22 protein-coding genes are annotated in these 25021 nt (G+C 57.3%); 9 read left to right on the forward strand and 13 right to left on the reverse strand.

What is annotated here, in order from left to right; translation table 11 throughout:
* Positions 1 to 348: 348 nt before the first annotated feature.
* Positions 349 to 1377 carry an alcohol dehydrogenase catalytic domain-containing protein gene (locus tag ACXI0A_RS00390; protein ID WP_476150729.1) on the reverse strand — a complete coding sequence of 343 codons (1029 nt, stop codon included), beginning with the start codon at positions 1375 to 1377 and terminating at the stop codon, positions 349 to 351.
* A 135-nt stretch (positions 1378 to 1512) separates the two neighbouring features.
* Here ACXI0A_RS00390 and ACXI0A_RS00395 point away from each other — a divergent pair, with 135 nt between their 5' ends.
* Both ACXI0A_RS00395 and ACXI0A_RS00400 read left to right on the forward strand, forming a co-directional pair.
* Positions 1513 to 2415, forward strand: coding sequence for a GntR family transcriptional regulator (locus tag ACXI0A_RS00395; protein WP_224934288.1), 903 nt, complete (start codon positions 1513 to 1515; stop codon positions 2413 to 2415).
* Between the two features lie 172 nt (positions 2416 to 2587).
* A complete protein-coding gene (locus ACXI0A_RS00400; RefSeq protein ID WP_476150728.1) occupies positions 2588 to 3940 on the forward strand; it encodes an MFS transporter in 1353 nt (450 codons plus the stop codon).
* A 110-nt stretch (positions 3941 to 4050) separates the two neighbouring features.
* Here the strand turns inward: ACXI0A_RS00400 and ACXI0A_RS00405 are convergent, their stop codons facing one another.
* Positions 4051 to 4965, reverse strand: a complete 915-nt coding sequence (locus ACXI0A_RS00405; protein ID WP_224934286.1) for a LysR family transcriptional regulator — start codon at positions 4963 to 4965, stop codon at positions 4051 to 4053.
* 2 nt (positions 4966 to 4967) lie between these two features.
* Positions 4968 to 6017, reverse strand: coding sequence for a membrane dipeptidase (locus ACXI0A_RS00410; protein ID WP_476150727.1), 1050 nt, complete (start codon positions 6015 to 6017; stop codon positions 4968 to 4970).
* A 199-nt stretch (positions 6018 to 6216) separates the two neighbouring features.
* Here ACXI0A_RS00410 and ACXI0A_RS00415 point away from each other — a divergent pair, with 199 nt between their 5' ends.
* Genes ACXI0A_RS00415 through ACXI0A_RS00440 form a run of 6 tightly spaced genes read left to right on the forward strand, consistent with a single transcriptional unit; the run spans position 6217 to position 12798 of the window.
* The gene (locus ACXI0A_RS00415; protein ID WP_476150726.1) at positions 6217 to 7812 is read left to right on the forward strand and encodes an ABC transporter substrate-binding protein; all 1596 of its coding nucleotides are present in this window, start codon (positions 6217 to 6219) and stop codon (positions 7810 to 7812) included.
* Positions 7812 to 8822 carry an ABC transporter permease gene (locus ACXI0A_RS00420; protein ID WP_224934283.1) on the forward strand — a complete coding sequence of 337 codons (1011 nt, stop codon included), beginning with the start codon at positions 7812 to 7814 and terminating at the stop codon, positions 8820 to 8822. The genes ACXI0A_RS00415 and ACXI0A_RS00420 overlap by 1 nt, the downstream gene beginning before the upstream one ends.
* Entirely contained in the window at positions 8819 to 9718 is a 900-nt protein-coding gene (locus ACXI0A_RS00425; protein WP_224934282.1) for an ABC transporter permease, read from the forward strand. Before ACXI0A_RS00420 ends, ACXI0A_RS00425 begins: the two co-directional genes overlap by 4 nt.
* Positions 9719 to 10546 (forward strand): ABC transporter ATP-binding protein, encoded by an 828-nt coding sequence (locus tag ACXI0A_RS00430; RefSeq protein WP_100701922.1) that lies wholly within the window; start codon positions 9719 to 9721, stop codon positions 10544 to 10546.
* A 3-nt stretch (positions 10547 to 10549) separates the two neighbouring features.
* The gene (locus ACXI0A_RS00435) at positions 10550 to 11290 is read left to right on the forward strand and encodes an ATP-binding cassette domain-containing protein (protein ID WP_476150725.1); all 741 of its coding nucleotides are present in this window, start codon (positions 10550 to 10552) and stop codon (positions 11288 to 11290) included.
* Positions 11287 to 12798, forward strand: coding sequence for a serine hydrolase (locus ACXI0A_RS00440; RefSeq protein ID WP_476150724.1), 1512 nt, complete (start codon positions 11287 to 11289; stop codon positions 12796 to 12798). The genes ACXI0A_RS00435 and ACXI0A_RS00440 overlap by 4 nt, the downstream gene beginning before the upstream one ends.
* Positions 12799 to 12935: 137 nt before the next feature.
* Here ACXI0A_RS00440 and ACXI0A_RS00445 read toward each other — a convergent pair whose 3' ends face one another.
* From ACXI0A_RS00445 to mntP, 10 genes are all read right to left on the reverse strand, one after another.
* Complete coding sequence (locus ACXI0A_RS00445) at positions 12936 to 13772, reverse strand: fumarylacetoacetate hydrolase family protein (protein WP_476150723.1); 837 nt, start codon at positions 13770 to 13772, stop codon at positions 12936 to 12938.
* Positions 13773 to 14017: 245 nt separating this feature from the next.
* Positions 14018 to 14839, reverse strand: coding sequence for a M55 family metallopeptidase (locus ACXI0A_RS00450; RefSeq protein ID WP_476150722.1), 822 nt, complete (start codon positions 14837 to 14839; stop codon positions 14018 to 14020).
* A 238-nt stretch (positions 14840 to 15077) separates the two neighbouring features.
* Complete coding sequence (locus tag ACXI0A_RS00455; protein ID WP_476150721.1) at positions 15078 to 16124, reverse strand: P1 family peptidase; 1047 nt, start codon at positions 16122 to 16124, stop codon at positions 15078 to 15080.
* A gap of 2 nt (positions 16125 to 16126) precedes the next feature.
* Positions 16127 to 17011 (reverse strand): ABC transporter permease subunit, encoded by an 885-nt coding sequence (locus ACXI0A_RS00460; RefSeq protein ID WP_224934276.1) that lies wholly within the window; start codon positions 17009 to 17011, stop codon positions 16127 to 16129.
* Positions 17011 to 17940: an ABC transporter permease subunit gene (locus ACXI0A_RS00465; RefSeq protein WP_476150720.1), complete on the reverse strand. Its 930-nt coding sequence runs from the start codon at positions 17938 to 17940 to the stop codon at positions 17011 to 17013. Before ACXI0A_RS00465 ends, ACXI0A_RS00460 begins: the two co-directional genes overlap by 1 nt.
* Before the next feature lie 89 nt (positions 17941 to 18029).
* Positions 18030 to 19571 (reverse strand): ABC transporter substrate-binding protein, encoded by a 1542-nt coding sequence (locus ACXI0A_RS00470; RefSeq protein ID WP_476150719.1) that lies wholly within the window; start codon positions 19569 to 19571, stop codon positions 18030 to 18032.
* 21 nt (positions 19572 to 19592) lie between these two features.
* On the reverse strand, positions 19593 to 21458 hold the full coding sequence (locus ACXI0A_RS00475; protein ID WP_476150718.1) for a dipeptide ABC transporter ATP-binding protein: 1866 nt from the start codon (positions 21456 to 21458) through the stop codon (positions 19593 to 19595).
* A gap of 15 nt (positions 21459 to 21473) precedes the next feature.
* The gene (gene dgcA, locus ACXI0A_RS00480) at positions 21474 to 22439 is read right to left on the reverse strand and encodes an N-acetyl-D-Glu racemase DgcA (RefSeq protein WP_476150717.1); all 966 of its coding nucleotides are present in this window, start codon (positions 22437 to 22439) and stop codon (positions 21474 to 21476) included.
* Position 22440: 1 nt separating this feature from the next.
* A complete protein-coding gene (gene dgcN / locus ACXI0A_RS00485; protein ID WP_476150716.1) occupies positions 22441 to 23448 on the reverse strand; it encodes an N-acetyltransferase DgcN in 1008 nt (335 codons plus the stop codon).
* A gap of 444 nt (positions 23449 to 23892) precedes the next feature.
* Complete coding sequence (mntP, locus tag ACXI0A_RS00490) at positions 23893 to 24465, reverse strand: manganese efflux pump MntP (RefSeq protein WP_436360401.1); 573 nt, start codon at positions 24463 to 24465, stop codon at positions 23893 to 23895.
* Between the two features lie 283 nt (positions 24466 to 24748).
* On the opposite strand from mntP, the gene ACXI0A_RS00495 reads away from it, so the two are divergent.
* Positions 24749 to 24991 carry a DUF1158 family protein gene (locus ACXI0A_RS00495; protein WP_200576115.1) on the forward strand — a complete coding sequence of 81 codons (243 nt, stop codon included), beginning with the start codon at positions 24749 to 24751 and terminating at the stop codon, positions 24989 to 24991.
* Positions 24992 to 25021: the final 30 nt, after the last annotated feature.

Raw genomic sequence — 25021 nt, forward strand, 5'->3', positions numbered from 1 at the left:
TTTGCTATCAATCGACCTTAGCAATTTATACCGTTATTTCACGTAATTCTGCCTGTTAACATGACTTAGATGACTGAAGGCCACTCTTAATAGAATGTACGGTAAAGAACCCCGTCGACTTGGCGCGCTTATATCCTGTTGTGGTGTAATAGATTCTGTTCAGCGCTGCGGATTGCTTGCCCCGGAACGACACCAGCCTGCTCGGAAGAATTAGTGCGGGTGGTGAAAATGGGCACGATAGTGGAGGCCAGAGTGCCTCTGCTACTGCAAGGGCTATCCGCAGCGCGAGGACGGCCCGGCAGCAGCAGAGGTGCTCAGGCCCGCATTCGCGCAGAGTGAGCGCACCGACTACCTCGAAAAATGAATCACACCTTTGATCAGCTCACGATTATTAATCACTTCAGGCTCAAAGGTCTCCGCTAAAGTAGAAAAGTCATAATGCCGATTGAGCATAATGTCGGCACGAAGCTGACCCGAAGCCATCAGTTCGCCCACTTTCGCGAAATCTTCGTGCGTGGCATTGCGGCTGCCCATCAAGGTGGTTTCGCGTTTGTGGAACTCGATATCCGGGATCACCAAATCCCCTTTGTGCAGGCCGACAAACACGATGGAGCCACCATGACGAATCAGCTTCACCGCACCGTTCATCGCCGCCGGGCTGCCGGTGGCATCAATCACCTTCGCGGCCAGACGCCCGCCAAATTCAGCACGCAACGCGGCTTCGAAATCCTCGGCCAGCGGGTTGATGGTCGCGAGCCCGAGCTTTTCGGCGACATGCGCACGTCGCGGTTCGCTGGTATCGGCTACCACCACCTGTGCACCCGCTGCCGCCGCAATCGCGGCTACGCCTAATCCAATCGGCCCTGCGCCAACCACCAGAACCTGTTCATCCGCCTTCAGCGCCGCCCGACGCACCGCATGTGCGCTAATAGCAAAAGGCTCGATCAGCGCCGCCGCTTCTGGCGCCACATCATCCACCGCCAGCAGGTTGCTGGCGGGTACGCTCAGGAACTCGCAGAATCCGCCGTCCTGGTGCACACCAATCACCGAGATATTCTCGCAGCAGTTGGTTTTACCGCTCAGGCAAGCGTCGCACTGCTGACAAGCCACATAGGGAATCAGCGCCACACGCTGGCCCACTTTAAAATCCGTGACCCGGTTGCCCAGCTCCACCACTTCGCCACACAGCTCATGGCCCAGCACGCGTGGATAGCTAAAGAACGGTTGATTGCCCGCCCATGCATGGATATCAGTGCCGCAAATCCCGGCGGCAATCGGTTTAATCAGAACCTCCTGGGCGGCCGGGGTCGGTTTCTCACGCTGCTGCCACACCATATTGCGCGGCTCGGCAACCACCAGGGTTTTCATTGTTGTCATGGGCTTCTCCTGTGCTGATGTCGCAGTTTTGGCGAAAATCAGCCACCCGCGCCGTTTGCTCATTCCGAACTGTGAGGCAGCGCCCTTTTTTTGGGCTTTGTGTGGTTTTTAATAAATAAAAAACCGGAGAACCGCATGAGCCGAAGCCTGAATTTACGCCAGAACGTGATCAATCAAATGCTGGAAGGCATCGCAAAACGCCACATCCGCTCTCCGCTGCCGCCGCAAGCCGCGCTGGCGGAAATGTTCAATATCAGCCGCACCACCGTGCGCCATACCCTGCAGCATCTGCATGAGCGCGGCGTACTGGATAAAGTTGAAGAAACTTACGTTATCGTGCGCGATCCCAGCGAAGAGGATGGTTTTAGCGCGTTAACGCCGCCGATCGATCAACAAGCGCGTCTGTTTGAACAGGCGTTTTTTAATCTGATTAATCAGCGTCAGCTGATGCCCGGCGACAGTTTTAGTGAGTTGCAGCTGGCACAACAGGTCAAGGCCAGTCCGGTAGTGGTGCGCGAGTTCCTGCTGCGGTTTATGCGTTACGACCTGCTGGAACCGGTGAAGCGGGGTCACTGGCGCATGAAAAAGTTTGATCAACCCTACGCCGAGAACCTGTTTGAACTGCGCGAAATGCTGGAAACACATGCACTTACTCGCTTTCTGAATCTTCCTTCCCAGGATGAACGCTGGATACAGGCGCGTGACCTGCTGGATCGCCACCGTTCCATGCGTGACACCATTGCCAGCAACTATCGCCACTTTGCCGCGTTGGATAAAGAGATGCACACGCTGATTCTGTCGGCGGCGAACAACCCGTTTTTCAATCAGTCACTGGAAATCATCTCCGTGATTTTTCATTCGCATTATCAATGGGATGAAACGGACTTAAAGCAGCGCAATATCGTGGCGCTGGAGGAGCATATGGCCATTCTCACCGCGCTGATCAGCCGACGGGATGTTGAAGCCCTGTGCGCCTTGCATAACCATCTCGGAACAGCCAAATCATCGATGATCCGCTGTATTCGTCAGTACAATTAAAAACCGATTAAAAACCACAATTCTTAAGCGCCCGCACGAATCTGAAACATCCTCGCAACATCGCGACCGGTTTACTTCTAGTCTCCAAAGCAATCTGTTGTGGCAGCACCGTTTCGCTGCCGCAGGACCCCAACCCTCGATAACGATAAGACCCCATACCTGGGAGGTTGCAATGGAAAATACATCTGCACGTGGCCGTGACGCCGCGCCAACATCCGCAGTAGACGGGCAAGACTTTGTCCCGGCACGCGGCGACGTGGTGCGCTCACCGCGCATTAAAAAGATTCAGGTTACTGCCATGTTGCTGCTGCTGTTTGCGGCCATTATCAACTATCTCGACCGTAGCTCGCTATCGGTGGCCAATATGACCATTCGCGGTGAGCTGGGCTTATCGGCCACGGAGATCGGCGTGCTGCTGTCGGCATTTTCGCTGGCCTACGGTTTAGCACAATTGCCTTGTGGTGCGCTGCTGGATCGCAAAGGGCCACGCATCATGCTGGCGCTCGGCATGTTTGTCTGGTCACTGTTCCAGGCCGCTGCCGGTCTGGTGCATAACTTCACGCAGTTTGTGCTGGTGCGTATCGGGTTGGGGATTGGTGAAGCGCCGATGAACCCGTGCGGCGTCAAAGTCATCAATGACTGGTTCAACATCAAAGATCGCGGCATGCCGATGGGGATGTTCAATGCCGCGTCGATGATAGGCCTGTCGATTGCGCCACCGATTCTGGCGGCGATGATGTTGGTGATGGGCTGGCGTGGCATGTTCGTCACCATCGGCGTGCTGGGCATGTTCCTCGCCATTGGCTGGTATCTGATGTACCGCAACCGCGACAACAGCAAACTGAGCGGCGAAGAGATTCACTACCTGCAGGCGGGCAGCGTGGCATCACGCAAAGAGCCGCTGAGCTTTGCCGAGTGGCGCGGTCTGTTCAAGCAGCGCACCATGTGGGGCATGATGATTGGCTTCAGCGGCATCAACTACACCGCGTGGCTCTATATCGCGTGGCTGCCAGGCTATCTGCAATCAACCTACCATCTGGATCTGAAAAGCACCGGTTTACTGGCGGCGATTCCGTTCCTGTTTGGTGCGGCGGGCATGCTGCTGAACGGCTACGTGGTGGATGCGCTAGTGCGTCGCGGAATGGATGCGGTGAAAGTGCGTAAAGTCTCGATTGTCAGCGGCATGCTGCTGTCTGCGGCCTTCACCACCCTGGTCACGCGTGCCACTGAGACTACCAGCGCAGTGACGCTGATCGGCATGGCGCTGTTCTGTATCCACTTTGCCGGCACATCCTGCTGGGGTCTGATTCACGCCAACGTGACGGCACGCATGACAGCATCGGTGGGCAGTATCCAGAACTTCGCCAGCTTTGTGTTTGCTTCGTTCGCGCCGGTGATCACCGGTTGGGTGCTGGATACCACTAAATCATTCAGCCTCGCGCTGATGATCTGTGCAGGCGTTACCGTGGTGGGTGCGCTGGCGTATCTGCTGCTGGTGCGTAAACCGATTACGGATGGGGTGTAATTCCTGGTGCGCATTAATGCGCACCCTACACATGTTCAACGTGGTTTCGTAGGGTCGGCATTGATGAACTGCACCCTGCACTGGTTCAATGGGGTTCGTAGGGTCGGCATTTATGCCGACCGGGTAAAAAAACGCGTTTCACACTGCCGCGCGATCTCCCACAGCTTATTGCGAATCACCTGTTTTAACTGCAAGGTGGATTGCGATTGTGGCTGGTCGCGGCGGCTAATTAGCATCACTTCAAACGGCAGCGGTTGTGCCACTGGCAGCAGTTTTAACTGATCGGCATACCGGCAAGCTGTAAACAGATCTACCACCCCCACGCCGCCGCCCGCCAGCACCATATCGGCAATCACAGAATAGGTTTTGATCGACAGCGACACCGCTGGATCCAACCCTTTATCCCGCAAGGCGCGATGCAAGACGCGCCCGAGCGGATCCTGATTCTGCATCATCAGAAGATTATTGGCGCACAGCCACTCCAGCGTGGCGGGTTCGTTATGAGTGTGATGCTGAGGCAGTAATGCCACCATCGACGATTGAAATAGCGGCTCGGCCAGCAGATCGGCATCCACCTGCTGACCAAACACCAGCGCGAAATCGAGCTGATTATCCATGATCATCTGGCACAGCGTGCTGAAGTGCTCGGTGACTAACTCCACGCTCACCGATGCCGCTTGTTGCCGCCACTGCACCAGTGCGGGCGCTAATACCATCTGACCAAATGCATGGGCTGCCCCAACGCGCACCGTTTGCCCTTCACCGCGTCGTAACTGCTCGGTGAGCTGCGTAATGGTCTGCAAACGCTGGTAGAGATCTTCCACTTCCGGCAGCAAACGTCGTCCTTCGGCCGTGACCACCATCCCTTGTGCCCGCCGTTCAAACAGGGCAAAACCCAGCTGCTGCTCGGCGTGCGTCAATACACGGCTGACATTCGGCTGCGACACATTGAGCAATCGCGCCGCCGCACTGATGCTGCCGGTCTGCACAATCGCCTGAAAAACTTCAATGTGTCGCAATCGCATCGTTACTCGCCCCAGGTCGCTTCGAGCACGCGCAGCCAGTTGCCGTGGCAAATTTTTTCCAGCAGTTCGCGCGAATAGCCGCGTGCCGCCAGCGCATTAACCACCAGCGGGAAACCGGCCACATCTTTCATATCGCCCGGCATGGTGGCGCCATCCAGATCCGAGCCAAAGCCGACGCCATCTTCACCGACTTTTTCCAGCAGGTATTCCACATGCTGCACGATGGCATCCACGGTGGTCGGCGCATGACGATCGCCATCTTCACGCAGGAACGGCACGGCGAAGTTCACGCCGACAAAGCCGTGGGTTTCTTTAATGGCCGCCAGCTGTCGATCGGTAAGGTTGCGCGACTGCGCACTGATGACATGGGCATTGGAGTGGCTGGCCACCAGCGGCGCATCGCTGATCTCTGCGGTATGCCAGAAGCCCTTCTCATCCATGTGCGACAGGTCAACCATGATGCGGCGTTGATTACAGTCGCGCACCAGTTGCTTGCCCGCCGCCGTTAAGCCGTTGCCGACATCCGGCGATGACGGATACAGGAACGGTACGCCCTCACCAAACTGATTCGGGCGACTCCACAGTGGCCCCAATGTCCGCAGGCCACTGGCATACAGGATATCCAGCAATTCACCATGGGTATCCAGCGCTTCGGCCCCTTCCACGTGCATCACCACCGCCAGCACGCCCTTTGCCATGCAGTCACGAATATCGCGCACGCTGCGGCAAATTTTCACTTGTCCCTCAGAGGCCTGCTCAATCCGCAACAGCAGCGCCAGCATCGAAAAAGTGGCATCACGCGCAGCGCCAATAATTTCCTGAGGAAAATTTGCGAGGTCTGGCGCACTTCTTGCAATCAGAGGGTGAGACGGCACCCAGGTGGCAAATATCCCACCTACCATATTTCCCTGACGGATACGCGGAAGATCCATCTGACCGCGTCCAGTGCCTTGCAGAAAAGCCTGCACCGCGTTGGGTTGATGGTGCTGCCAGAGTTTATTGAGCACATCGTTGTGACCGTCAAAGACCGGAATATTGAAGATGTCAGACATGTTGTATCGATTCCATGTTCGGGAGAAAGCGCAAGCGCTGCCTGCTGGCGGAGCAAATTGCACCAAAAAGAGGCAAGACTTCACGCATGAAACAAATGACTTAATCCCATTATTAATCCTCTCGCACAGCGGGAAAGTCAAGACAAAAAACAGCAAAATAAATAATTTTAATTTTAATAATCAATAACTTGGAGTTGTCATGGTAACCAGAAGACGTTTTCTCGCAGGATGCGCCGCCGTCCCTGCTTTTTCCTATCTGAGTCTCAATACCGCCTTCGCTGATACGCCACCGAGTATGTTTGTGATGGCGATGCAGCTGGACAACATCACCAGCCTCGATCCCCATGAAAGCTTTGAAGCCACCGGCGGCCAGATCTGCGGCAATATGTACCAGCGCTTAGTCACGCCGGACCCGCAGAAAGCCGACAAGGTGATGGGTCAGCTGGCAACAAGCTGGGATGTGAGCAGCGATAACAGCACCTACACCTTCCATCTCGATCCGGCGGCAAAATTCGCCGACGGCACACCGCTCACCGCGGAAGATGTCGCCTACTCAATTGAGCGCATCGTCAAACTGGATAAAAGCCCGGCCTTTATCATCAACCAGTTTGGCTTTACCAAAGACAATGTCACCCAACTGGTGACCGCGAAAGATGCGCATACCGTGGAGATGAAACTGGGCGCGCCAGCAGCCGAAACTTTCCTGCTGTATTGCCTGTCCGCCACCGTCGGCAGCATCGTGTCGAAGAAAGCCTGTGAAGCCAATCAGCAGAACAACGATTTCGGCAATGCGTGGCTGAAGCAGCACAGCGCCGGTTCAGGAGCCTTCACCCTGCGCACCTGGAAAGCCAGTGAAACGGTGATCCTGGAACTGAGCCCGCTGTATGCCGATAAGAGCAAGATTAAGCGCGTGATCCTGAAGCACATCACCGACCCGGCCGCTCAGGCGTTGATGGTGAAGAAAGGGGATGTGGATGCCGCTTACGATCTCACCACCGAGCAGTTGTTGCAGGTAAAGAACGACAGCAACGTGTCGCTGGTGAATCAGTCGCTGTCAGCCATCATGCTGATGTCCTGCAACACCAATAACGAATACCTGAAAAAGCCGCAGGTATGGCAAGCCCTGAAGTGGGCGCTGGATTACGACAGCATCCAGAAAAATATCCTGTCGATGAGCTTTATTACGCATCAAAGCTTCCTGCCAAGCGGCTTCCCGGCAGCGCTGGATGACACGCCATTCCACAAAGATGTGGCGAAAGCCAAGTCACTGCTGGCGGAAGCGGGTTATCCCGATGGATTTGAAATCACCCTCGACCACTACTCGATGCAGCCGTATCCCGATATCGCTCAGGCGATCCAGACTCAGCTGGGCGCCATTGGCATCAAGGTGTCGCTGATCGCGGCCGAAAACCGCCAGGTGTTGACCAAAATGCGTGCGCGTCAGCATCAGCTGGCCCTGACCGTGTGGGGCGCGGACTATTTCGATCCGAACTCCAACACCGAAGCCTTCTGTGTGAATACCGACAACAGCGAAAATGCCCGCAGCCGCACACTGGCCTGGCGCTGCAGCTGGTCAGATGAAGAGTTCAACAAGCTGACCGAGCAGGCGCTGCACGAGCCGGATCCGGCGAAGCGTATTGCGCTCTATCAGCAGATTCAGCAGCTGGGCCGCGAGAAGAGTCCGTTCATCTACATGATGCAGAAAACTAAGAATGTCGCCTGCGGTAAAAACATCGCGGATGTGCACATGACGGTACTGGAGCAGTGGCCATACGATCAGGTGAAAAAAGCCTGATGCCTTTACTGAAGAAAATCGTCAGCACCTTGGGAAGCCTGGTGCTGACGCTGTTTGGTCTGTCTGTACTGACCTTTTTTATTGGTCGAGTGATGCCCACCGATCCAGTGCTGGCGGCGGTGGGTGATAACGCACCGCAGTCCGTGGTGGATCGCGTGCGTATCGAAATGGGGCTGGATCAGCCCCTCTACATCCAGTTCGGCCACTATCTCAATCAACTACTGCACGGCGATCTCGGTAAATCGATTCTCACCTCGAATCCGGTAACCACCGATATTGCCCGCTTCTTCCCGGCCACCATGGAGTTGGCGACCGCGGCGATTATTATCGCGGCGCTGGTCGGCATTCCTTTGGGCGTCTGGGCCGCAGTGCGCCAAAATTCCTGGGTCGATCAGACGATTCGCGTGGTGTGTCTGGCGGGACATTCATTGCCGGTGTTTGTGCTGGCGCTGCTGAGCCTGCTGGTGTTCTACGCAGTGCTGGGGATTGCTCCCGGCCCAGGGCGTCAAGACATCATCTGGCAGGATATGGTGCCGCAGGTCACCGGCTTTCTCACCATCGACTCATTGCTTGCCGGAGAAACGGATGCCTTCTGGGATGCGCTGGCACACATGGCGCAGCCGGTACTGATCCTCGCCTACTTCAGCATGGCTTACATCACGCGTATGACGCGCACCTTTATGCTCAATGCCTTGAGCGGCGAGTTCGTGATCACCGCGCGTGCGAAAGGGCTGTCATCGCGCCGGGTCATCTGGCGGCATGCCTTTCCGACCGTGGCGGTGCAGCTGGTGACGGTGCTGGCACTGACCTATGCCGGATTGCTGGAGGGCGCGGTCGTGACCGAAAACGTCTTCTCCTGGCCTGGCCTCGGACAGTATCTCACCACCTCGCTGATGAACGCCGACATGAACCCGGTGGTCGGTGCCACGCTGCTGGTCGGCACCCTGTATGTGCTGCTCAATCTGCTGGCTGACCTTCTTTATCGACTTTGGGATCCACGCGTAAAATGATCTTCTTCTCTCGTGACTGGCTGCTCGACGATACGCCAGCTAACCGCCGTCAGGCGGTGTGGGGCCGACGCTATCGTTTGTGGCTGAGCCTGCGCAGCAACCCGCTGGCGATGGCAGGATTGGCGGTCATCGCCGTCATGCTATTACTGGCGCTGTTTGCCCCGTGGCTGACGCCGTTTGACCCTGGCACACAGCATCTGGAAAACCGTCTGGCGCTGCCTTCTGTCGCACACTGGCTCGGCACCGATGAACTCGGCCGCGATGTCTGGACGCGCATCATTTATGGCGGGCGTACCACGCTCGGCATGGTGATCGCCGTGGTGCTGCTCACCGCCCCGCTCGGCCTGCTGATTGGCTGTATCGCGGGCTACGCGGGTGGGATTGTGGATAAGACGCTGATGCGTATTACCGACATCTTTCTCGCTTTTCCACGTTTGATTCTGGCGCTGGCGTTTGTGGCCGCACTAAAACCCGGCGTGGAGAGCGCGATTCTGGCGATTGCCTTAACCGCCTGGCCGCCGTATGCGCGTCTGGCGCGTGCCGAAACCATGCAGTTCCGCCACAGCGATTTTATCGCCGCCAGCCGACTCACCGGCGCATCGCCGTTACGTATTATCCTGCGCCACATCATGCCACTGTGCGTACCGAGCCTGATTGTGCGCGTCACGCTGGATATGAGCTCCATCATTATCACCGCCGCCAGCCTCGGTTTCCTCGGCATGGGCGCACAACCGCCGTCACCCGAATGGGGCACCATGATTGCCACCGCGCGCCGTTTCCTGTTCAGCGAATGGTGGGTGCCGCTGATGCCGTGTATCGCCATCTTCCTGACCTCATTGGCGTTTAACTTTCTCGGCGACGGTCTGCGCGACGTGCTGGATCCTAAGGAGCGCTAAATGCTGGTGGAAATCGAAAACCTGCGCATTGCTTTTCGCAGTCGCACGGAAACCTTTGAAGCGGTACGCGGCGTGAGTTTCAGCGTCGGACGCGAGAAGTTTGCCATTGTTGGCGAGAGCGGATCGGGTAAGTCGCTTACCGCACGCTGTTTGATGCAATTACTGCCGGGCAATGCCGAAGTGACTGCCGACGTGTTGCGTTTTGACGGCATCGATCTGCGCGGTGCCAGCGAAAAAGTGCTGCGTAAAATCCGCGGTAAACGCGTCGGATTTATCCTGCAGGACCCGAAATATTCACTCAATCCGGTGATGACCATTGGTCAGCAGATTGCCGAAGCCTGGCGCGAGCACAAAGGTGGCAGCTGGAAAGCCGCGATGCTGGCGGCTATTGATCTGCTGGAGCAGGTGAAAATTCGTGATGCCGCCGCGGTGGCGAAACGCTATCCGCATGAAGTTTCCGGCGGGATGGGCCAACGCGTGATGATTGCCATGATGCTGGCGCCGGATCCAGAACTGCTGATCGCCGATGAGCCTACCAGCGCGCTGGATGCCACGGTACAGGCAGAGATCCTCAAGCTGATTGACGATCTGGTTTCCGCGCGCGGCATGGGGTTGATCCTGATCAGTCACGATCTGCCGCTGGTCTCGCACTTTTGCGATCGCGTGGCGGTGATGTATGCCGGGCGCATCGTTGAGCTGCTGGACGCCGGGCAGTTGCAGCAGGCGCAGCATCCGTATACGCGCGGACTGCTGGCCTGTTTGCCATCGTTAAAACATCCACGCGAACGTTTACCGGTACTCCAGCGCGATGCCGCGTGGCGGGAATAATTTATGATTGAAATCGATAATCTGCGCATCGCCTTCGGTGCGCACACGGTGGTGAAAGACGTCAGCTTTGCCGTGGCCAACGGCGAAAGCTTTGGCATGGTCGGCGAAAGTGGCTCAGGCAAATCCACCATTCTGCGCGCCCTCGCCGGGCTCAATGCCGACTGGCAAGGCAGCATGAAATTTGGCGGTATGGAACTGGGTGCCAAGCGCAGCCGCGCTTTCTATCGCCAGGTGCAGATGGTGTTTCAGGACCCGTTTGGTTCGCTGCATCCCCGTCAGACCATCGACCGCATCCTGCATGAGCCACTGCTGGTGCATCAGCTTGATCGGGCCGAACAGCGCATCAGCCAGGGGCTGAGCGAAGTCGGCTTAACGGCCGCCGTGCGTTTTCGTTATCCGCATCAGCTTTCTGGCGGTCAGCGTCAGCGCGTAGCGATTGCCCGTGCCTTGATCGCCGAGCCAGAAGTGCTGCTGTTGGATGAACCCACCTCAGCGCTGGATGTCTCGGTGCAGGCGGAAATCCTGAATTTACTCAGCGATCTACGTACTGAACGCAAACTCACCTACATTATGGTGACGCATAACCTCGCGGTGGTGACGCATCTGTGCCAGCGCATCGGGGTGATGCAGCACGGTGAGATGGTGGAGCAGTTGAGCGCGGAGGATTTACGTGCGCGGCGCATCCAGCATCCGCATACCGCTCAACTGTTTGATCTCAGCATGACGCTGGAGGAACCGGCATGACCGCGAACTGGCAACAGGCCGCCGAGGTGGCACAGCAGATAACACAAGGCTGGCAGCAGCCCGGCGCACCGGGTGGTGCGATAGTCCTGTTTGATGCCCATCAGATTCACTCGACACACTGCGCCGGTCTGGCCGATTTGGCGCAACAGACGCCGTTCAGCGCCGACAGCGTGGTGCGTTTTGCCTCGATTACCAAGCATCTGTTTGCCGCACTGGTCACCGGACCGGGGCGCCGTTACCTGCAACTGGACGATAAGCTGGTGCAGCATCTGCCGCAGCTTACAGGTGCTAACGGCCAGATCACCGTCGGCCAGGCGCTGGATATGAGCAGCGGCTTGCCCGATGTGCGTGAAACCCTGTCGCTGCTGGGCTTGTCAGTGTACAACGCCACCCGCGCCGCCGACCTGCTGGATTTTGTCGCACAGGAAGGCGAACTCAGTTATCCGCCGGGCAGCGAGATCTCTTACACCAACACCGGTTACCGCCTGGTGGAAGAGGCGCTGAAAGCCAAAGGCGTGCTGTTCAACGATCTGTTGCAGCAATATGTCTGCGAGCCGCTGGATATCAGTTTGATCGCCCCGGAAACCTGGTTCGATATCGTGCCGGGACTGGTGCCGGGTTACTGGCAAAACGATGAACAGTGGCAGCTCTCCAGCGCCGGTTTACACCTTTCCGCTTCGGGCAGCGTCACCGGCAGCATCAATCATCTGACGCGCTGGCTGCAAAGCCTGCTGGCGGACAACGGCCCTGGCGCGGGCGTACTGCAACGCCTGAGCGCCCCGCGTAATCTCAATGACGGTCGCACCAGCGGCTACGGGCTGGGCATTACCAGTTCCACGCTGGGCAGCCAGACACTGTTCGGCCACGGCGGTTCGCATGCGGGTTATAAGAGCTATTTCCTGCTGCATCCGGAGCTGAAGCTGGGCGTGGCAATTGTCGCTAACCGCGAAGATGTGGCGACCTCAGAAAGTGCACTGCGGGTAATGGCGGCGCTGCTGAATCGCACGCTGCCAGAGAAAGGTCACGATCTGACGCCGGGCTTGTACGTGGCGGAAAACGCCGCCGACTGGCTGGAGATTCAGGGTGTGACCGCCACCTGGCTGGGGGCCGGTGAAACGCTGTGGCGCGCCGATCCTCACGGTGATGCGGTATCGCTCTCCAGCACTTTCCCGATCAAACTGCGTCATGAAGGTGAAGCGATTGTCGGTGAGATTGGTCATGCTCCACGCCGTTTTGTGCCGGTGCAGGCGGACAGCGCCAGCCTTGAGCATCTGCAAGGCCGCTGGTTTGCGCAGCCGTGGCGCAGCGAAATGGTGATTGAGGGCGACCGCCTGGTGATGGGCATCGGTCCGGCGGCGATTCATGCCAGTTTGCAATCGCTGGGTGGGGATCGCGTGCTCGCCACCGCACAGGATGGGCCTTGGGAAAAGCGTTTTGTGATGGCGCGGGATGGTGACAAGGTGCGGCTGCTGCTCAATCGAAGCCGCGTGGTGACCTTTACGCGATAAGCGGCCGCCATGACGCGGTAGATGGTCGCCATAAATGGCGACCCTACAGGTGATCTGCACATTTCACGTAAGGTGCGCATTTATGCGCACCGAGTTAAAACCCGCACGGTCTCCACGACGCATTTATGCGCAATGGGTTAAACAATGTGGTGGCGCAGACGGCCGATCTTCTCAATTTCCACTTCAATCACATCACCGGGGAACATAAACAGCGGTGGCGTGCGTTTTTTACCGACGCCGCCCGGTGAACCGGTGATGATCACATCGCCTGCGGACAGCGGGCTAAATGCCGAAATGTATTCAATAATCTTCGCCACCGGATGCACCATGCTGGCGGTGGTATCGTTCTGCACTTCACGCTGATTCAACCAGGTTTTGATCGCCAGCTGCTGCGGATCGGGGATCTCATCTGAGGTGGTCATCCACGGGCCAAAGCCACCGGTTTGCTGCCAGTTTTTACCGGCGGTGAACCAGGTAAACTGCATGTCGCGCACCGTGGCATCCATAAAGCAGCTGTAACCCGCAACGTGTTGCAGCGCATCGGCCGCTTTAACCTGGTAGGCCGCTTTACCGATAATCACCGCCAGTTCACCTTCGTAATCAAACTCCTGGGTGGTGGCCGGTTTCAACAGTGGCTGCTCATGCCCCGCCAGGGAATCAGCAAAACGGACAAACAGCGTTGGTGCTTCAATGGTCTCAGCAAACTCTTTGCGCTTGTCCGCGTAGTTCATGCCAACACAGAACACTTTGCCAGGATTTTCCACTACCGGAAGGAAACGGATAGCGCTGAATGGGTGATCTACTGGTTGAGAACGAAAGGCTTCCAGGTCGCTGACCGCGTCGCGTTGTAACAAAGATTTCAGGTCCGGGCATTCCGCACCGAATCGCGAACCGACATCAATCACGCCCTCTTCCAACACGATTCCGTAACTTTTTCTTTCCTGGTCAATAAGATAAAAACTGCAGAGCTGCATGACTGCCTCGTTGTTATATATAAATTGCGCGCAGGTTACCAAAAGCCAGCAGGAAATGCGGTACGACCTGCCAATATTATGCCTAAGCGTTGATGCGTGATTGCTGATCTATTGATTGCCATCCATGGCAACCCTGCAAACATCAGTTGAGTGCGCAGTCATGGCAACCTTGCGAGCATCAGTTTGGTGCGCTGTCATGGCAACCCTGCGAGCATCTGTAGGGTGCGCATTCATGCGCACCAAAACTACGACTGCGTACTCGCCAGATAGGAGAACGCACTCAGCAGGCTGATCAGCGTGCCCATCTGCTCGGCGCGATAGCCCACTGTCACGCCATCAATGCGGGTGACGCCGGGAATCAGACAGAACAGATCCGCGAGCACGGGTTTGCTGGCTTGTAACTGCATATCATAAGGTGCGGTCAAACGCGTGGTGCTGACCTGCCGTGCACGTTGTACCGCAGCGGTGGCAGCAGCGCGAATGGCGTTTTGCGCGGCTTGCGGGCTGATGGATTCGGCGCAGGTGTGGGAAATCGCGCGTTTCACACAGACGTAATCCACCGACGGATAGTGTTCGCCGATCCAGCCTTGCAGCTGATCGTCACCGCTCACTAACCACAGCGGCGTGCCCTGTTCGGCGGCGGCGGCAGCGTAGATGTCGCTTTCGCCCATCACTTTACCGTTGATATGGATGCGCCAAAACGCACGGCCGTTGATGGTATGCGCCAGCACGCCCGGCTCACCGGCCGCACTGTGATAGCCAATAAAGAACAGGCCATCAAAGGGCTGCTGCTCAATGCCTTCTACCATCGATAACCCACGCGGTTTGCCTTGCACCATGCGCGCACGCGGATCGATGTTTTCCGCGCGCAGGTTGGTCATTTGCGCATGGCTGTCGGCCACCACCACTTCGGTGGCTCCGCCCGCAAACGCGCCGTCGATGGCGGCGTTCACTTCCTGTTCCATCAGTCCACGCGCCAGTTGGTGTTCCGCATGGCCGGGTGAGCACTGTTCCGGACGCATCACGCCCGCAATACCTTCAATGTCAGCAGAGATGAATATTTTCATAAGTCAGGCAAATTCCGTGCGGGTTGAAACACGGTCGCCATAAATGGCGACCCTACGGGGAACTGTGCGTCAGAGGCAGCATTGAAGCTGACCGCAGATGCTGATAAAAGAGTCGCCATAAATGGCGACACTACGGTTAATTTAGCGTCACAGGCGGCTTTCAAGCCGATCACAGGCGCTGCTGAAAGAGGTGCCATAAGTGGCGATCGCGTCATTAGCAGTAAAGCCGATGGCGGCCCTACGGTTTGGCCAATTCATCCAGCACCTGCGTCAATGACGGGCGATGATGGCCGCGAAAACCCGTAACCGCTTCGGCGCTTAATAGCGCATCCAGCACCGCGTGTTCCGTGGCATCGGCAGCGGCGGCAAGCAGCGGTTCCAGCGCCGCATCGTCCGGCAGGTTTGGCTGCGTTTGCGTAGAGAACGCCACGGCAATATCGCCTGATCCATGTCCCCAATAACTGCCTAAACGACCTAATCCGGCACCGGCGCGTTTGGCGATACGCTTGAGCTGGCGCGCATCCAGTGGTGCATCGGTGGCCATGATAATGATGATGGAGCCGGCATCGCGCTGGGGTGTCAGTTCTGGCAGCAGCGGCCCAATCATCTCGCCGAGGCGCACGCCATCCAGCGTCAATGCGGTCAGCGCACCAAAGTTGGCCAGCACCAGCACGCCCAGGGTGGCATCCAGTGACGGAACCAGTCGCGATGCACTGCCAATCCCACCTTTCAAGCTGAAACAGCTCATGCCGCGTCCCGCTCCGACGCTGCCTCGCGCAAAATTGGCCTGTGCGGAATTCAATGCATCCTGCGCCATGGCTTCGGTCACCGCCAGCGCCTGAATGTCATTCAGCCAGCCATCGTTGCACTCCAGCGCCAGTGGATTCACCGTCGGTAGGCTGCGGCCCAGCTCAGGGTTACGGCTGATCGCATCGCGCACCAGCGTGGTAAACAGCGTGCCGACCGCCAGCGTGTTGCTAAGTAAAATCGGCGTTTGCAGCACGCCCAACTCTTCTATTTGCACCAACCCGACCGGCTTGGCAAAGCCATTGAATACCGCCGCGCCGCAAGGCAATGGGCTCAGAAACAGGTTATCGCCCGGCGGAACAATCGCCGTCACACCAGTTTGTCTCTCACCGTCTGCCAGCGTGTGATGGCCGACGCGCACGCCGGGCACATCGCTGATGAGATTGGTGGCGCCGCAGGCACTGCGCGGTTGCCCGAGCTGGCGATCGGTGCGCCAGCGTTGCAGCAGCAGATCGCGCTGCAGTTGTTGGAAATCCATGTTTAGCTCTTCAGTTTGGGATCGAGCGTATCGCGCAGCGCATCACCCAACAGGTTAAACGCCAGCACGGTGATAAAAATGGCCAGGCCGGGGAACACGCTGACGTGCCATAAGCCCGCCATCATCATGCTACGACTCATCGCCAGGATATTGCCCCACTCCGGCACATCCGGTTCTGGACCAAGGCCGATAAAGCTCAAGCCTGCCGCAGTGAGAATACTGGTGCCGATACGCATGGTAAAATAGACAATCACATTTGAGAGCGTGCCCGGCAAAATATGGCGCAGCATAATCACGCGGTCAGGCGCGCCAGCACAGCGCACGGCTTCCACATACGCAGCCTGCTTGAGTGATAGCGTAGAAGCCCGCACGATGCGCGCAAACACCGGCACGCTGAAGACTGCGACCGCGATAATCACGTTATTCAGCCCTGGACCAAGAATCGCTACCACCGCAATCGCCAGCAGCATGCCGGGAAAGGCAAACAGCACGTCGGAGCCACGCATGATCAGCATATCGACCCAGCGACCGTAATAGCCCGCCAGCAAGCCGAGCAGGACGCCCACCACCATGCCCAGCGTCACGGATAGCACGCCGACATACAGTGAAATGCGCGCGCCGTAGATGATACGGCTCAGCAGATCTCGCCCCAGATCGTCAGTGCCCATCCAGTGTGCGGCTGACGGCGGTGAAGACAAAGCCATCCAGTCTGGGGCCATCGGATCCCACGGCGCCAGCCACGGAGCGAAAATCGCCACCAGCACCAGCAGCAAGACAAAACCGCCTGAGACCAGTGCCAGTGGGTTACGCACAAAGGCATGCAGGAAATCGCGCCACGGCGAACGAATGGTCTGTGGCGTTGCGGCAGAGAGAGATTGTGTACTCATCACGACTCCTGTCGCAGGCGAATGGCTGGGTTGACCACGGCGTACAGCAGATCCACCAGCAGGTTAATCACAATAAATTCAAACACGAACAGCATCACCAGCGCCTGGATCACCGGCTGATCCTGCGCTTTGATCGACTCGATCAATAGCCAGCCCAGGCCCGGCCAGTTGAAGACGCTCTCCACCACGATCGATCCGCCGAGCAGAAAACCGAACTGCAAACCGAGCATGGTGATCACCGGGATCAACGCGTTGCGCATCACGTGTTTCCACGTCACCAGCCGATTACGCAGCCCTTTGGCCTTGGCGGTGCGCACGTAATCTTCCTGCGCCACTTCAAGGAAAGCCGAGCGGGTGAAACGCGCCATGACGGCGGCCACAGAAGAGCCGAGCGTAATCGCGGGCAGAATGATGTCGCTGGCTTTATTGAAGCCACTCACTGAGAACAGGCCAAAGGGCATGGCGACGAACTGGATCAGCAGCAAACCGAGCCAGAAGGTCGGCATCGAGATGCCGCCGACGGCCACGCTCATCAGTGTCCAGTCCTGCCATTTACCCCGCTTCAGCGCCGCCAGCACACCGAGAAACAGACCGAGGATCACCGACCAGGCGAAGCCCGCCAGCGCCAGCCACATCGTTGGCATAAAGCCTTGTTTGATCACCTCCAGCACCGGTTGCTGGGTGCGGTAGGTGACGCCGAGATCGCCACGTAACAGTCCGCCAATCCAGTTAACGTACTGTTGTGGCAGCGGATCGTTGAGGCCCAGATGCTGGCGTGCGGCTTCCACCGCCTCGATTGGGGCATCTAGCCCGGCGTAAATGCGCGCCGGATCGCCGGGTAGCAGCTTGATAAAGCCGAACACCAGGAGCGAGACCACCAGCAGGACGGGGATCATCTCCAGCAGCCGACGAATGATGTATGCGAACATGCGGTTCCTTTTGGATGGGTGTCCAGGTGCGCCAACAATGCGCACCCTTCAATTTAAGGCCGCCATTGATGACGACCATTACCGCATCTCTACTTAAATGAAGCCTGGGTATAAATGAAATTGCCATCTGCCAGCATCGACACACCGCTCAGGTTGCTGCGCTTGCCGACCAGGTTGTCCGGCGTGCCAAGGAACGCAACGGGCGCCTCTTTCCACAGCAGCTTCTGTGCTTCGGCATAAGACTCACCGCGCCTGGCCGGATCCGCTGTGGCTAACCCACCGGCAATCGCCTTATCGACGTCCGGATTGCTGAAGTACGAAACGTTGTACGAGGTCGGTACCCAGGATTCGGTGGCATAGAGTGGACGCAGCGCCCAATCTGCATCGCCGGTCGAGGTTGACCAGCCGCCGTAGTAGAGGTCGAATTCGGCTGCTTTAGGATCCTTCACACCCCACAGTTTGGCGTTGCGCGTACCGGAATCCATTGGCGTCACCGTGGCGCGAATACCGACGGTAGCCAGCTGGGCTTTCAGCACCTGTGCCGCACGCACGCTGGCGGTAGCATTGGTGGTCCACAGTTTCAGATCCAGACCGTTCGGGTAACCTGCCGCTTTCAGCAACGCTTTGGCTTCATCCGGCGCATAGCGATAATTCGGCTCGCTCTGCTTCTGATAGAACTGTACGCCTTCCGGAATCGCGGACGTGGCGGGTTTACCCATGCCGGCAAACGCCACTTTCAACCACAGATTGCGGTCGATGGCGTAGTTGATCGCCTGACGCACGCGCACATCCGCCAATGGCTTATGTTGGGTGTTGATCGCCATGTAATAGAGATAAATGCTCGGATCGCGCTGGATCGCTAACTTACTGTCGCTCTGAACGGTGGCGATTAGATCCGATGGCAACGGCCAGATCGCATCAACCTGTCCTGATTTCAGTGCAGCGACGCGGGTGGCATCTTCCGGGCTTGGCGAGAAGGTCACTTTATCCACCTTCGGCCAGCCTTTCTGCCAGTAACCGTCGTACTTCACCAGCGAAACGGCTTTGCCCGGCTGCCACTCCACAAACTTGAACGGACCGGTGCCGACCGGATGCAGGCGCAGCTGGGCCTCCTCCGGATACTGTTTGAGCGTGGTCGGGCTCCACATCACCGCCGACGGGTGCGCCAGGGTGTTGATGAAGGCACCAAAGGATTGGTTGAGATCGATTTTGACCTGATCCGGCGCCAGCACGGTGACCTTGCCAATCATCTTGTACAGGCTGTTGCGCTTCAGGCCTTTGGTCTGATCGGCAAGGCGATCGAGGTTGGCTTTCACCGCCTCGGCATCAAACGGCGTGCCGTCCTGGAAAGTGACGCCTTTGCGCAGCGTCAGGGTAAATTCGGTGGCGCTGTCATTGCTGGTGTAGCCGGTCGCCAGCCAGGGTTGCAGCTTCATCTGCGCGTCGAACTGGAACAGGCGTTCAAAGATACCGCTCTGCACCGAGTAACTGACGTTATCCGAGGTATCGTGTGGATCGAGTCCGGTGATATCGGCATACATCGAAATGCGCAGATCCTGCGCCTGCGCGGCAGCAGCCAGCGCGAGGGTTAAGCCAAAAGCCAGTGACGAGCGGCGAAAAATCGATTTCATGAAATCTCCTGGTATTGAGCGTTAGCGCGATGCAATGTCGTCAGCGACCCAGTGTTGCGGCGCAACCTGGCGGTAACGGGGTTTAATGACCGTTTCACCCACCTTGCGCAGCGGCGATGGAATTTCGCTGTCTTCGAAAGTGCGGGGTTGACGGTTCTGGGGATCGGCTACCGGCACCGAGGCCAGCAGACGTTGGGTATAAGGGTGTTGCGGTTGATTGAACACCGACTGGCGCGGCCCGAGTTCGACAATCTGGCCGAGATACATCACCGCCACGCGATTGGCGATACGCTCCACCACCGCCATGTCATGCGAGATGAAAATCCACGCTACGCCGGTCTGCTTTTGCAGGTCCATCATCAGATTGACCACCTGCGCCTGAATCGACACATCCAGCGCCGAGACAGCTTCATCGGCGATAATGACTTTCGGTTTCAGCGCCATGGCGCGGGCAATCGCAATACGCTGGCGCTGACCGCCGGAAAACTCATGGGGATAGCGCTGCGCATGTTCTGGCAGCAGGCCAACGCTTTTCAGTAAGGCTTCAACTTGTGGCGTGGCTTCCTCCAGCGATTTCACCAGGCCATGCAGCATTAACGGCTCGGCAATGGTGAAGCCGACGGTCAAACGCGGATTGAGTGAGGCGTACGGATCCTGAAATACCATCTGAATTTCGCGGCGCAGCGGCTGGAACTCGGCTTCTTTCAGGTTGGCAATTTCACTGCCCTGGAAATGAATGCTATCGGCATGACTCTTAATCAGGCGCATCAGCGCACGGCCAGTGGTGGATTTGCCACAGCCGCTTTCGCCAACAATCGCCAGAGTTTCGCCCGGCCACAGGCTGAAATCGATCTGCTCTACCGCGTGCACCTGATGGGTGAGCGCCGAAAAGATGCCGCTGCGAATCGGGTAGTAAACTTTTAGACCTCGCACATCCAGCAGTGGCGTTTCGTCATAACGCGCGGTGCGCTGTTCACCGCTATCGGTAGGCTGCGCGCCGACCAGTGGAAAACGCTGTGGCCACGCGTGTTCACGCATATCGCCCAGTTTGGGTACGGCGGCGAGTAACGCTTGAGTATAGGGATGCTGCGGCGCGTTGAAGATCTCCGCGACCGTGCCCTGTTCTACCACTTCACCGCGCAGCATCACTACTACACGGTCGGCAATTTCCGCCACCACGCCCATGTCATGGGTGATAAACAGCACCGCCATCTGCTTCTCGCGTTGCAGATCGCGCAGGATGTGCAGAATGCGCGCCTGCACCGTGACATCCAGTGCGGTGGTCGGCTCATCGGCAATCAGCAGTTGCGGATCGCACACCAGCGCCTGGGCAATCATCACGCGCTGGCGCATGCCGCCTGACAGCGAGTGCGGATAGCTTTTCATCACGCGATCGACATCGGCAATACGCACCTGGCGCAGCAGCTCACGCGCCCGCGCCATCGCAGTAGGTTTGTCACACAGCTGCTGATCACGCAGGGCTTCGGTGAGCTGATCGCCCACGCGCAGCACCGGATTGAGCGAGGTCATCGGCTCCTGAAAAATCATCGCCATTTCACGACCGCGCAAGGTGCGGCGCTGGTTTTCATCCAGCTTCTCCAGCGCGTGTGTTTTGCCCTGACGATCGCGGAACTGCATATTGCCGCGTTCGATACGGCCTGACGCCGGCAGTAAGCCCATCACCGCCAGAGAAGTGACCGATTTTCCTGAGCCGCTTTCACCGACCACCGCGACAATTTCACCGGGGTGAATGGCAAAGCTGACGCCTTTAAGCGCCTGGTTTTCGCCGCTACGACCGCGAAACGAGACGCTGAGATCCTGAATCGCGAGTACCGGCGCGGAACCGGCAACGCTGGCGGCGTTGGGAGTGAGTAAAGTGTCCGTCATCGTTGCCTCTTGCGGTTACAGCCAGATTCGGCCCTGAGAGTAAGAAAGGAAGGGGGAGCTGTCGGCTGCCAGCCAAATCGGGCCATCCAGATCGATATGTTCTGCGGCAATCGCCACGGGTAACGCCGCTTCCATCGCCAGTGAAGAGCCCAGCATGCAGCCCACCATCAGACGCATATCCAGCTTTTGTGCCTCTTCCACCATTGCCAGCGCTTCGGTCAGGCCGCCGCACTTATCCAGCTTGATGTTGATCATCTCGTAGCGATTACGCAGCCCGGCGATGTCTTCACGCGTGTGGCAGCTCTCGTCCGCACAAATCGGAATGGGATGGGCAAAGCGCTGCAGGTCCTGATCCTGTCCGGCAGGCAACGGCTGTTCGACCATGGCGATGTTGAAGGCTTGCAATGCGGTGAGCAGACTCTGCAGATCCACGCCGGACCAGGCTTCGTTGGCATCAATGATCAGGGTGGCGCGCGGTGCCGCTTTTCTGATGGCTGCCACCTTCTCTAAAATCTCGTCACGGTTGAGTTTGATTTTCAGCAGGATGGCGCCACGCGATACCGCATCAGCGGCGGCAGAAGACATGTTTTCGATGGAGTCGAGACTTAAGGTTTCGGCGGTGATCACCGAAGGCGGTGCAGCGCGGTCGCACTGCTGCCACAGCGTCTGTTTTGCCAGCGCGGCATCAAGACGCCACAGCGCACAGTCCAGCGCATTACGCGCTGAACCGGCTGATAAACGGCGTTGCAGATCGAGTCGACTTAAGCCCGCTTCGACATCCTCACGTATCGCTTCCAGCTGCGCTTGCACACTGTCTGGCGTCTCATCGTAACGCGGCGTCGGCGTACACTCGCCACGGCCAATAAAGCCATTTTGCTCCAGCGTCACACGGATGACGGTGACGGCCGTACGCGTGCCACGCGAGATAGCGAAAGGACGCGCCAGCGGCAGCTCGATCACTTCAATCTGCATGCGCCGCATCTTAGCCACGCTCCTGCAGCAACGCGGCGATATCAGCAATTCCGAAACGCACCGGGTCGGTGGCAGGCACGCCGAATTTCGCACTGACTTCCGCACAGAAGGCACGAGCTTCTTCTTCGCCGTAGTTGGAGGTGTTAATAGCAAAACCGGCCAGTTGCACGTTGTCGCTGGTGACGTGTGCCGCGCGCAGGTTGGCTTCTACGCAATCTTTCAGGCTGACCATCGGTTGATGCGGCAAGTGGCGCATATGAGGACGGCCCATTTCGTGGCACATCACCAGCCAGTGCGGCTGAGCACCGTGAATCAGGCCCATGCTGACGCCCGCGTAAGAAGGATGGAACAACGAACCCTGACCTTCGACGATATCCCAGTGGTCGGCATCATTGGCTGGCGACAGGGCTTCGACCGCACCGGCGATGAAATCGGCAATCACCGCATCGATAGCAATACCTTCACCCGCCACCAGAATGCCAGTTTGGCCAGTGGCGCGGAAATCCGCTTTCATGCCGCGCTCACGCATCGCCGCTTCCAGTGCCAGCGAGGTGTACATCTTGCCGACTGAGCAGTCTGTACCGACAGTAAGTACACGCTTACCTGTACGCTTTTTACCGCTACCGACGTTCAGTTTTGGACGCATATGGCGCAGGTCAAACAGCTCAACGCCAAACTCCTGGGCTAACGCTACCAGCTCGGGTTCATCCACCAGGCGATGGTGCAAGCCGCTCGCCACGTTCATGCCCGCTTTGATCGCGCCTTTAACAGTGTCGAGCCAGTGCTCCGGCAGATAACCACCGGCATTGGCGGTGCCGAGTACCAGGGTTTTCGCGCCACGTTGTTTCGCTGTAGCGATGTCGAGCACGTCCAGACCTAAGCTGACGGTGCAGCCTGGCAGTTTGATTTCGCCCACGCACTGCTCTGGTCGCCAGACGTGAATGCCGCGTGCGGTTTTAGCAGCCAGGGGATCGGTGACATCACCAAGGAAAAGTAAGTAGGGTTGTGGGATCAGCATGATGTTTCTCGTTTCAGACGGGTTAGAGGGCCTGAATCGACTATTCCATGCGGGTCAAAAGGTGACGAATGCTTGTTTGGTAGCGGGGTATAACATCAGGCTATAGCCAGATCGAAAACTGATGGTTAGTGGCACTAAGTCATTGATAGGAGTTAGATTCGAGGAATAAATAGACGGGAGAGATAAGAAAATCATTGATAACCACAGGTCGTTCCCTGACCGCGATTATCGAGGGTATTCGTCGTACTTAGTGAAGCGCACCGGGTGGGACGTGTTTAAAGGTCTCAACATAGGTACGGAACACGTAATGGAAAAAGCGTTTCATTAGCTACCTGGCTCAAAATTTGTTGAAGAATTACGCGAAAATTATAACTAACGCGCGTTTTTCACGCAAATAAATTTGAGCCAGATCACAAAAAAGAGGGTTAATGCGGATACCTGAGTTTAGCCGAAGAGGTTGAGATGTTGATTCAGAATGGTGCAGCCGATGCTGATCAGTACCAGTCCGCCCAGCACTTCAGCCCATTTACCCATCACCGGACCGATAAAGCGTCCCACCATCACTCCGGTGGTGGCCATAATCGTGGTGGCCGCGCCGATGGTCAGCGCAGTAAGCACGATATTCACCTGCAGGAATGCCAGGCCCACGCCCACGGCCAGCGCATCAAGACTGGTTGCCACCGCGGTCAGCGCTAAAACCATGAAGCCATGACGCTGTGGCGCTTCGCAGGGTTCATCTGCCGTTTGACGGAAACCTTCCATCATCATGCGGCCGCCCAGTACGGTTAACAGGCCAAAAGCCACCCAGTGATCCCATGCCATGATATAGCGGCTGGCAGCCAGGCCAATTGCCCAGCCAATCAGCGGCGTCAGCATTTCAATGACACCAAAGATCAGACCGGTGCGCAGCGCTTCTTTGAAATTCGGGCGATGCAAGGATGCGCCTTTGCCCAGTGCTGCGGCGAAGGCGTCCATCGACATACCAAAGGCCAGAATCAGAGTTGCGATAAATGTCATGGGTTTTCAATCAATGCCGCGGAAAAAGCGTTCAAACCAGCGATTTTCCGCATCTATTGTTCAGTAATGAAAAAGTGCGCGCAGTCTAGCACGCAAAATCACCAAAAAAAAGACAGTAAAATCATGGATTTAAGTATAGCAAAGGCTATAACTCTTAACTGACGCTATTTATTACGCTAAGTGGATGGAATAGAAGAATTTTCTTAGGGTTATCCGGCACAGGGATTGCACCACGCCGCCGTTTTGTGCGCTAATGCCCGCGCTCATTGATAGGAATATTGTGATGAAAAACCCGTTTGAAACGCTGATCATCCCTGGCGGAATCCTGCTGCTGGGCTTTCTCTCCGCGCTATTGCTGCCCGCGCCGCAGTTCGGCCTGGATCTGTCCAGACGGATTCAGGAGATGCTGCATTTGCAGGACCTCAATCAGCTTTACACTATCGTGTTTTGCCTGTGGTTCCTGCTGCTGGGCGCGATTGAGTTTTTTGTCATCCGCTTTGCATGGCGCCTGCTCGCTAAGAAGTGATCCCCCACCGCCGCGTAATGCATTTTTCCT

This window comes from Pantoea sp. C1E2 (genome assembly GCF_056491465.1).

Excerpts from the sequence above, each read along its gene's own strand:
- ACXI0A_RS00390 (WP_476150729.1), bottom strand. The coding sequence starts at position 1,377 with ATGACAACAATGAAAACCCTGGTGGTTGCCGAGCCGCGCAATATGGTG.
- ACXI0A_RS00395 (WP_224934288.1), top strand. The coding sequence starts at position 1,513 with ATGAGCCGAAGCCTGAATTTACGCCAGAACGTGATCAATCAAATGCTG.
- ACXI0A_RS00400 (WP_476150728.1), top strand. The coding sequence starts at position 2,588 with ATGGAAAATACATCTGCACGTGGCCGTGACGCCGCGCCAACATCCGCA.
- ACXI0A_RS00405 (WP_224934286.1), bottom strand. The coding sequence starts at position 4,965 with ATGCGATTGCGACACATTGAAGTTTTTCAGGCGATTGTGCAGACCGGC.
- ACXI0A_RS00410 (WP_476150727.1), bottom strand. The coding sequence starts at position 6,017 with ATGTCTGACATCTTCAATATTCCGGTCTTTGACGGTCACAACGATGTG.
- ACXI0A_RS00415 (WP_476150726.1), top strand. The coding sequence starts at position 6,217 with ATGGTAACCAGAAGACGTTTTCTCGCAGGATGCGCCGCCGTCCCTGCT.
- ACXI0A_RS00420 (WP_224934283.1), top strand. The coding sequence starts at position 7,812 with ATGCCTTTACTGAAGAAAATCGTCAGCACCTTGGGAAGCCTGGTGCTG.
- ACXI0A_RS00425 (WP_224934282.1), top strand. The coding sequence starts at position 8,819 with ATGATCTTCTTCTCTCGTGACTGGCTGCTCGACGATACGCCAGCTAAC.
- ACXI0A_RS00430 (WP_100701922.1), top strand. The coding sequence starts at position 9,719 with ATGCTGGTGGAAATCGAAAACCTGCGCATTGCTTTTCGCAGTCGCACG.
- ACXI0A_RS00435 (WP_476150725.1), top strand. The coding sequence starts at position 10,550 with ATGATTGAAATCGATAATCTGCGCATCGCCTTCGGTGCGCACACGGTG.
- ACXI0A_RS00440 (WP_476150724.1), top strand. The coding sequence starts at position 11,287 with ATGACCGCGAACTGGCAACAGGCCGCCGAGGTGGCACAGCAGATAACA.
- ACXI0A_RS00445 (WP_476150723.1), bottom strand. The coding sequence starts at position 13,772 with ATGCAGCTCTGCAGTTTTTATCTTATTGACCAGGAAAGAAAAAGTTAC.
- ACXI0A_RS00450 (WP_476150722.1), bottom strand. The coding sequence starts at position 14,839 with ATGAAAATATTCATCTCTGCTGACATTGAAGGTATTGCGGGCGTGATG.
- ACXI0A_RS00455 (WP_476150721.1), bottom strand. The coding sequence starts at position 16,124 with ATGGATTTCCAACAACTGCAGCGCGATCTGCTGCTGCAACGCTGGCGC.
- ACXI0A_RS00460 (WP_224934276.1), bottom strand. The coding sequence starts at position 17,011 with ATGAGTACACAATCTCTCTCTGCCGCAACGCCACAGACCATTCGTTCG.
- ACXI0A_RS00465 (WP_476150720.1), bottom strand. The coding sequence starts at position 17,940 with ATGTTCGCATACATCATTCGTCGGCTGCTGGAGATGATCCCCGTCCTG.
- ACXI0A_RS00470 (WP_476150719.1), bottom strand. The coding sequence starts at position 19,571 with ATGAAATCGATTTTTCGCCGCTCGTCACTGGCTTTTGGCTTAACCCTC.
- ACXI0A_RS00475 (WP_476150718.1), bottom strand. The coding sequence starts at position 21,458 with ATGACGGACACTTTACTCACTCCCAACGCCGCCAGCGTTGCCGGTTCC.
- dgcA (WP_476150717.1), bottom strand. The coding sequence starts at position 22,439 with ATGCGGCGCATGCAGATTGAAGTGATCGAGCTGCCGCTGGCGCGTCCT.
- dgcN (WP_476150716.1), bottom strand. The coding sequence starts at position 23,448 with ATGCTGATCCCACAACCCTACTTACTTTTCCTTGGTGATGTCACCGAT.
- mntP (WP_436360401.1), bottom strand. The coding sequence starts at position 24,465 with ATGACATTTATCGCAACTCTGATTCTGGCCTTTGGTATGTCGATGGAC.
- ACXI0A_RS00495 (WP_200576115.1), top strand. The coding sequence starts at position 24,749 with ATGAAAAACCCGTTTGAAACGCTGATCATCCCTGGCGGAATCCTGCTG.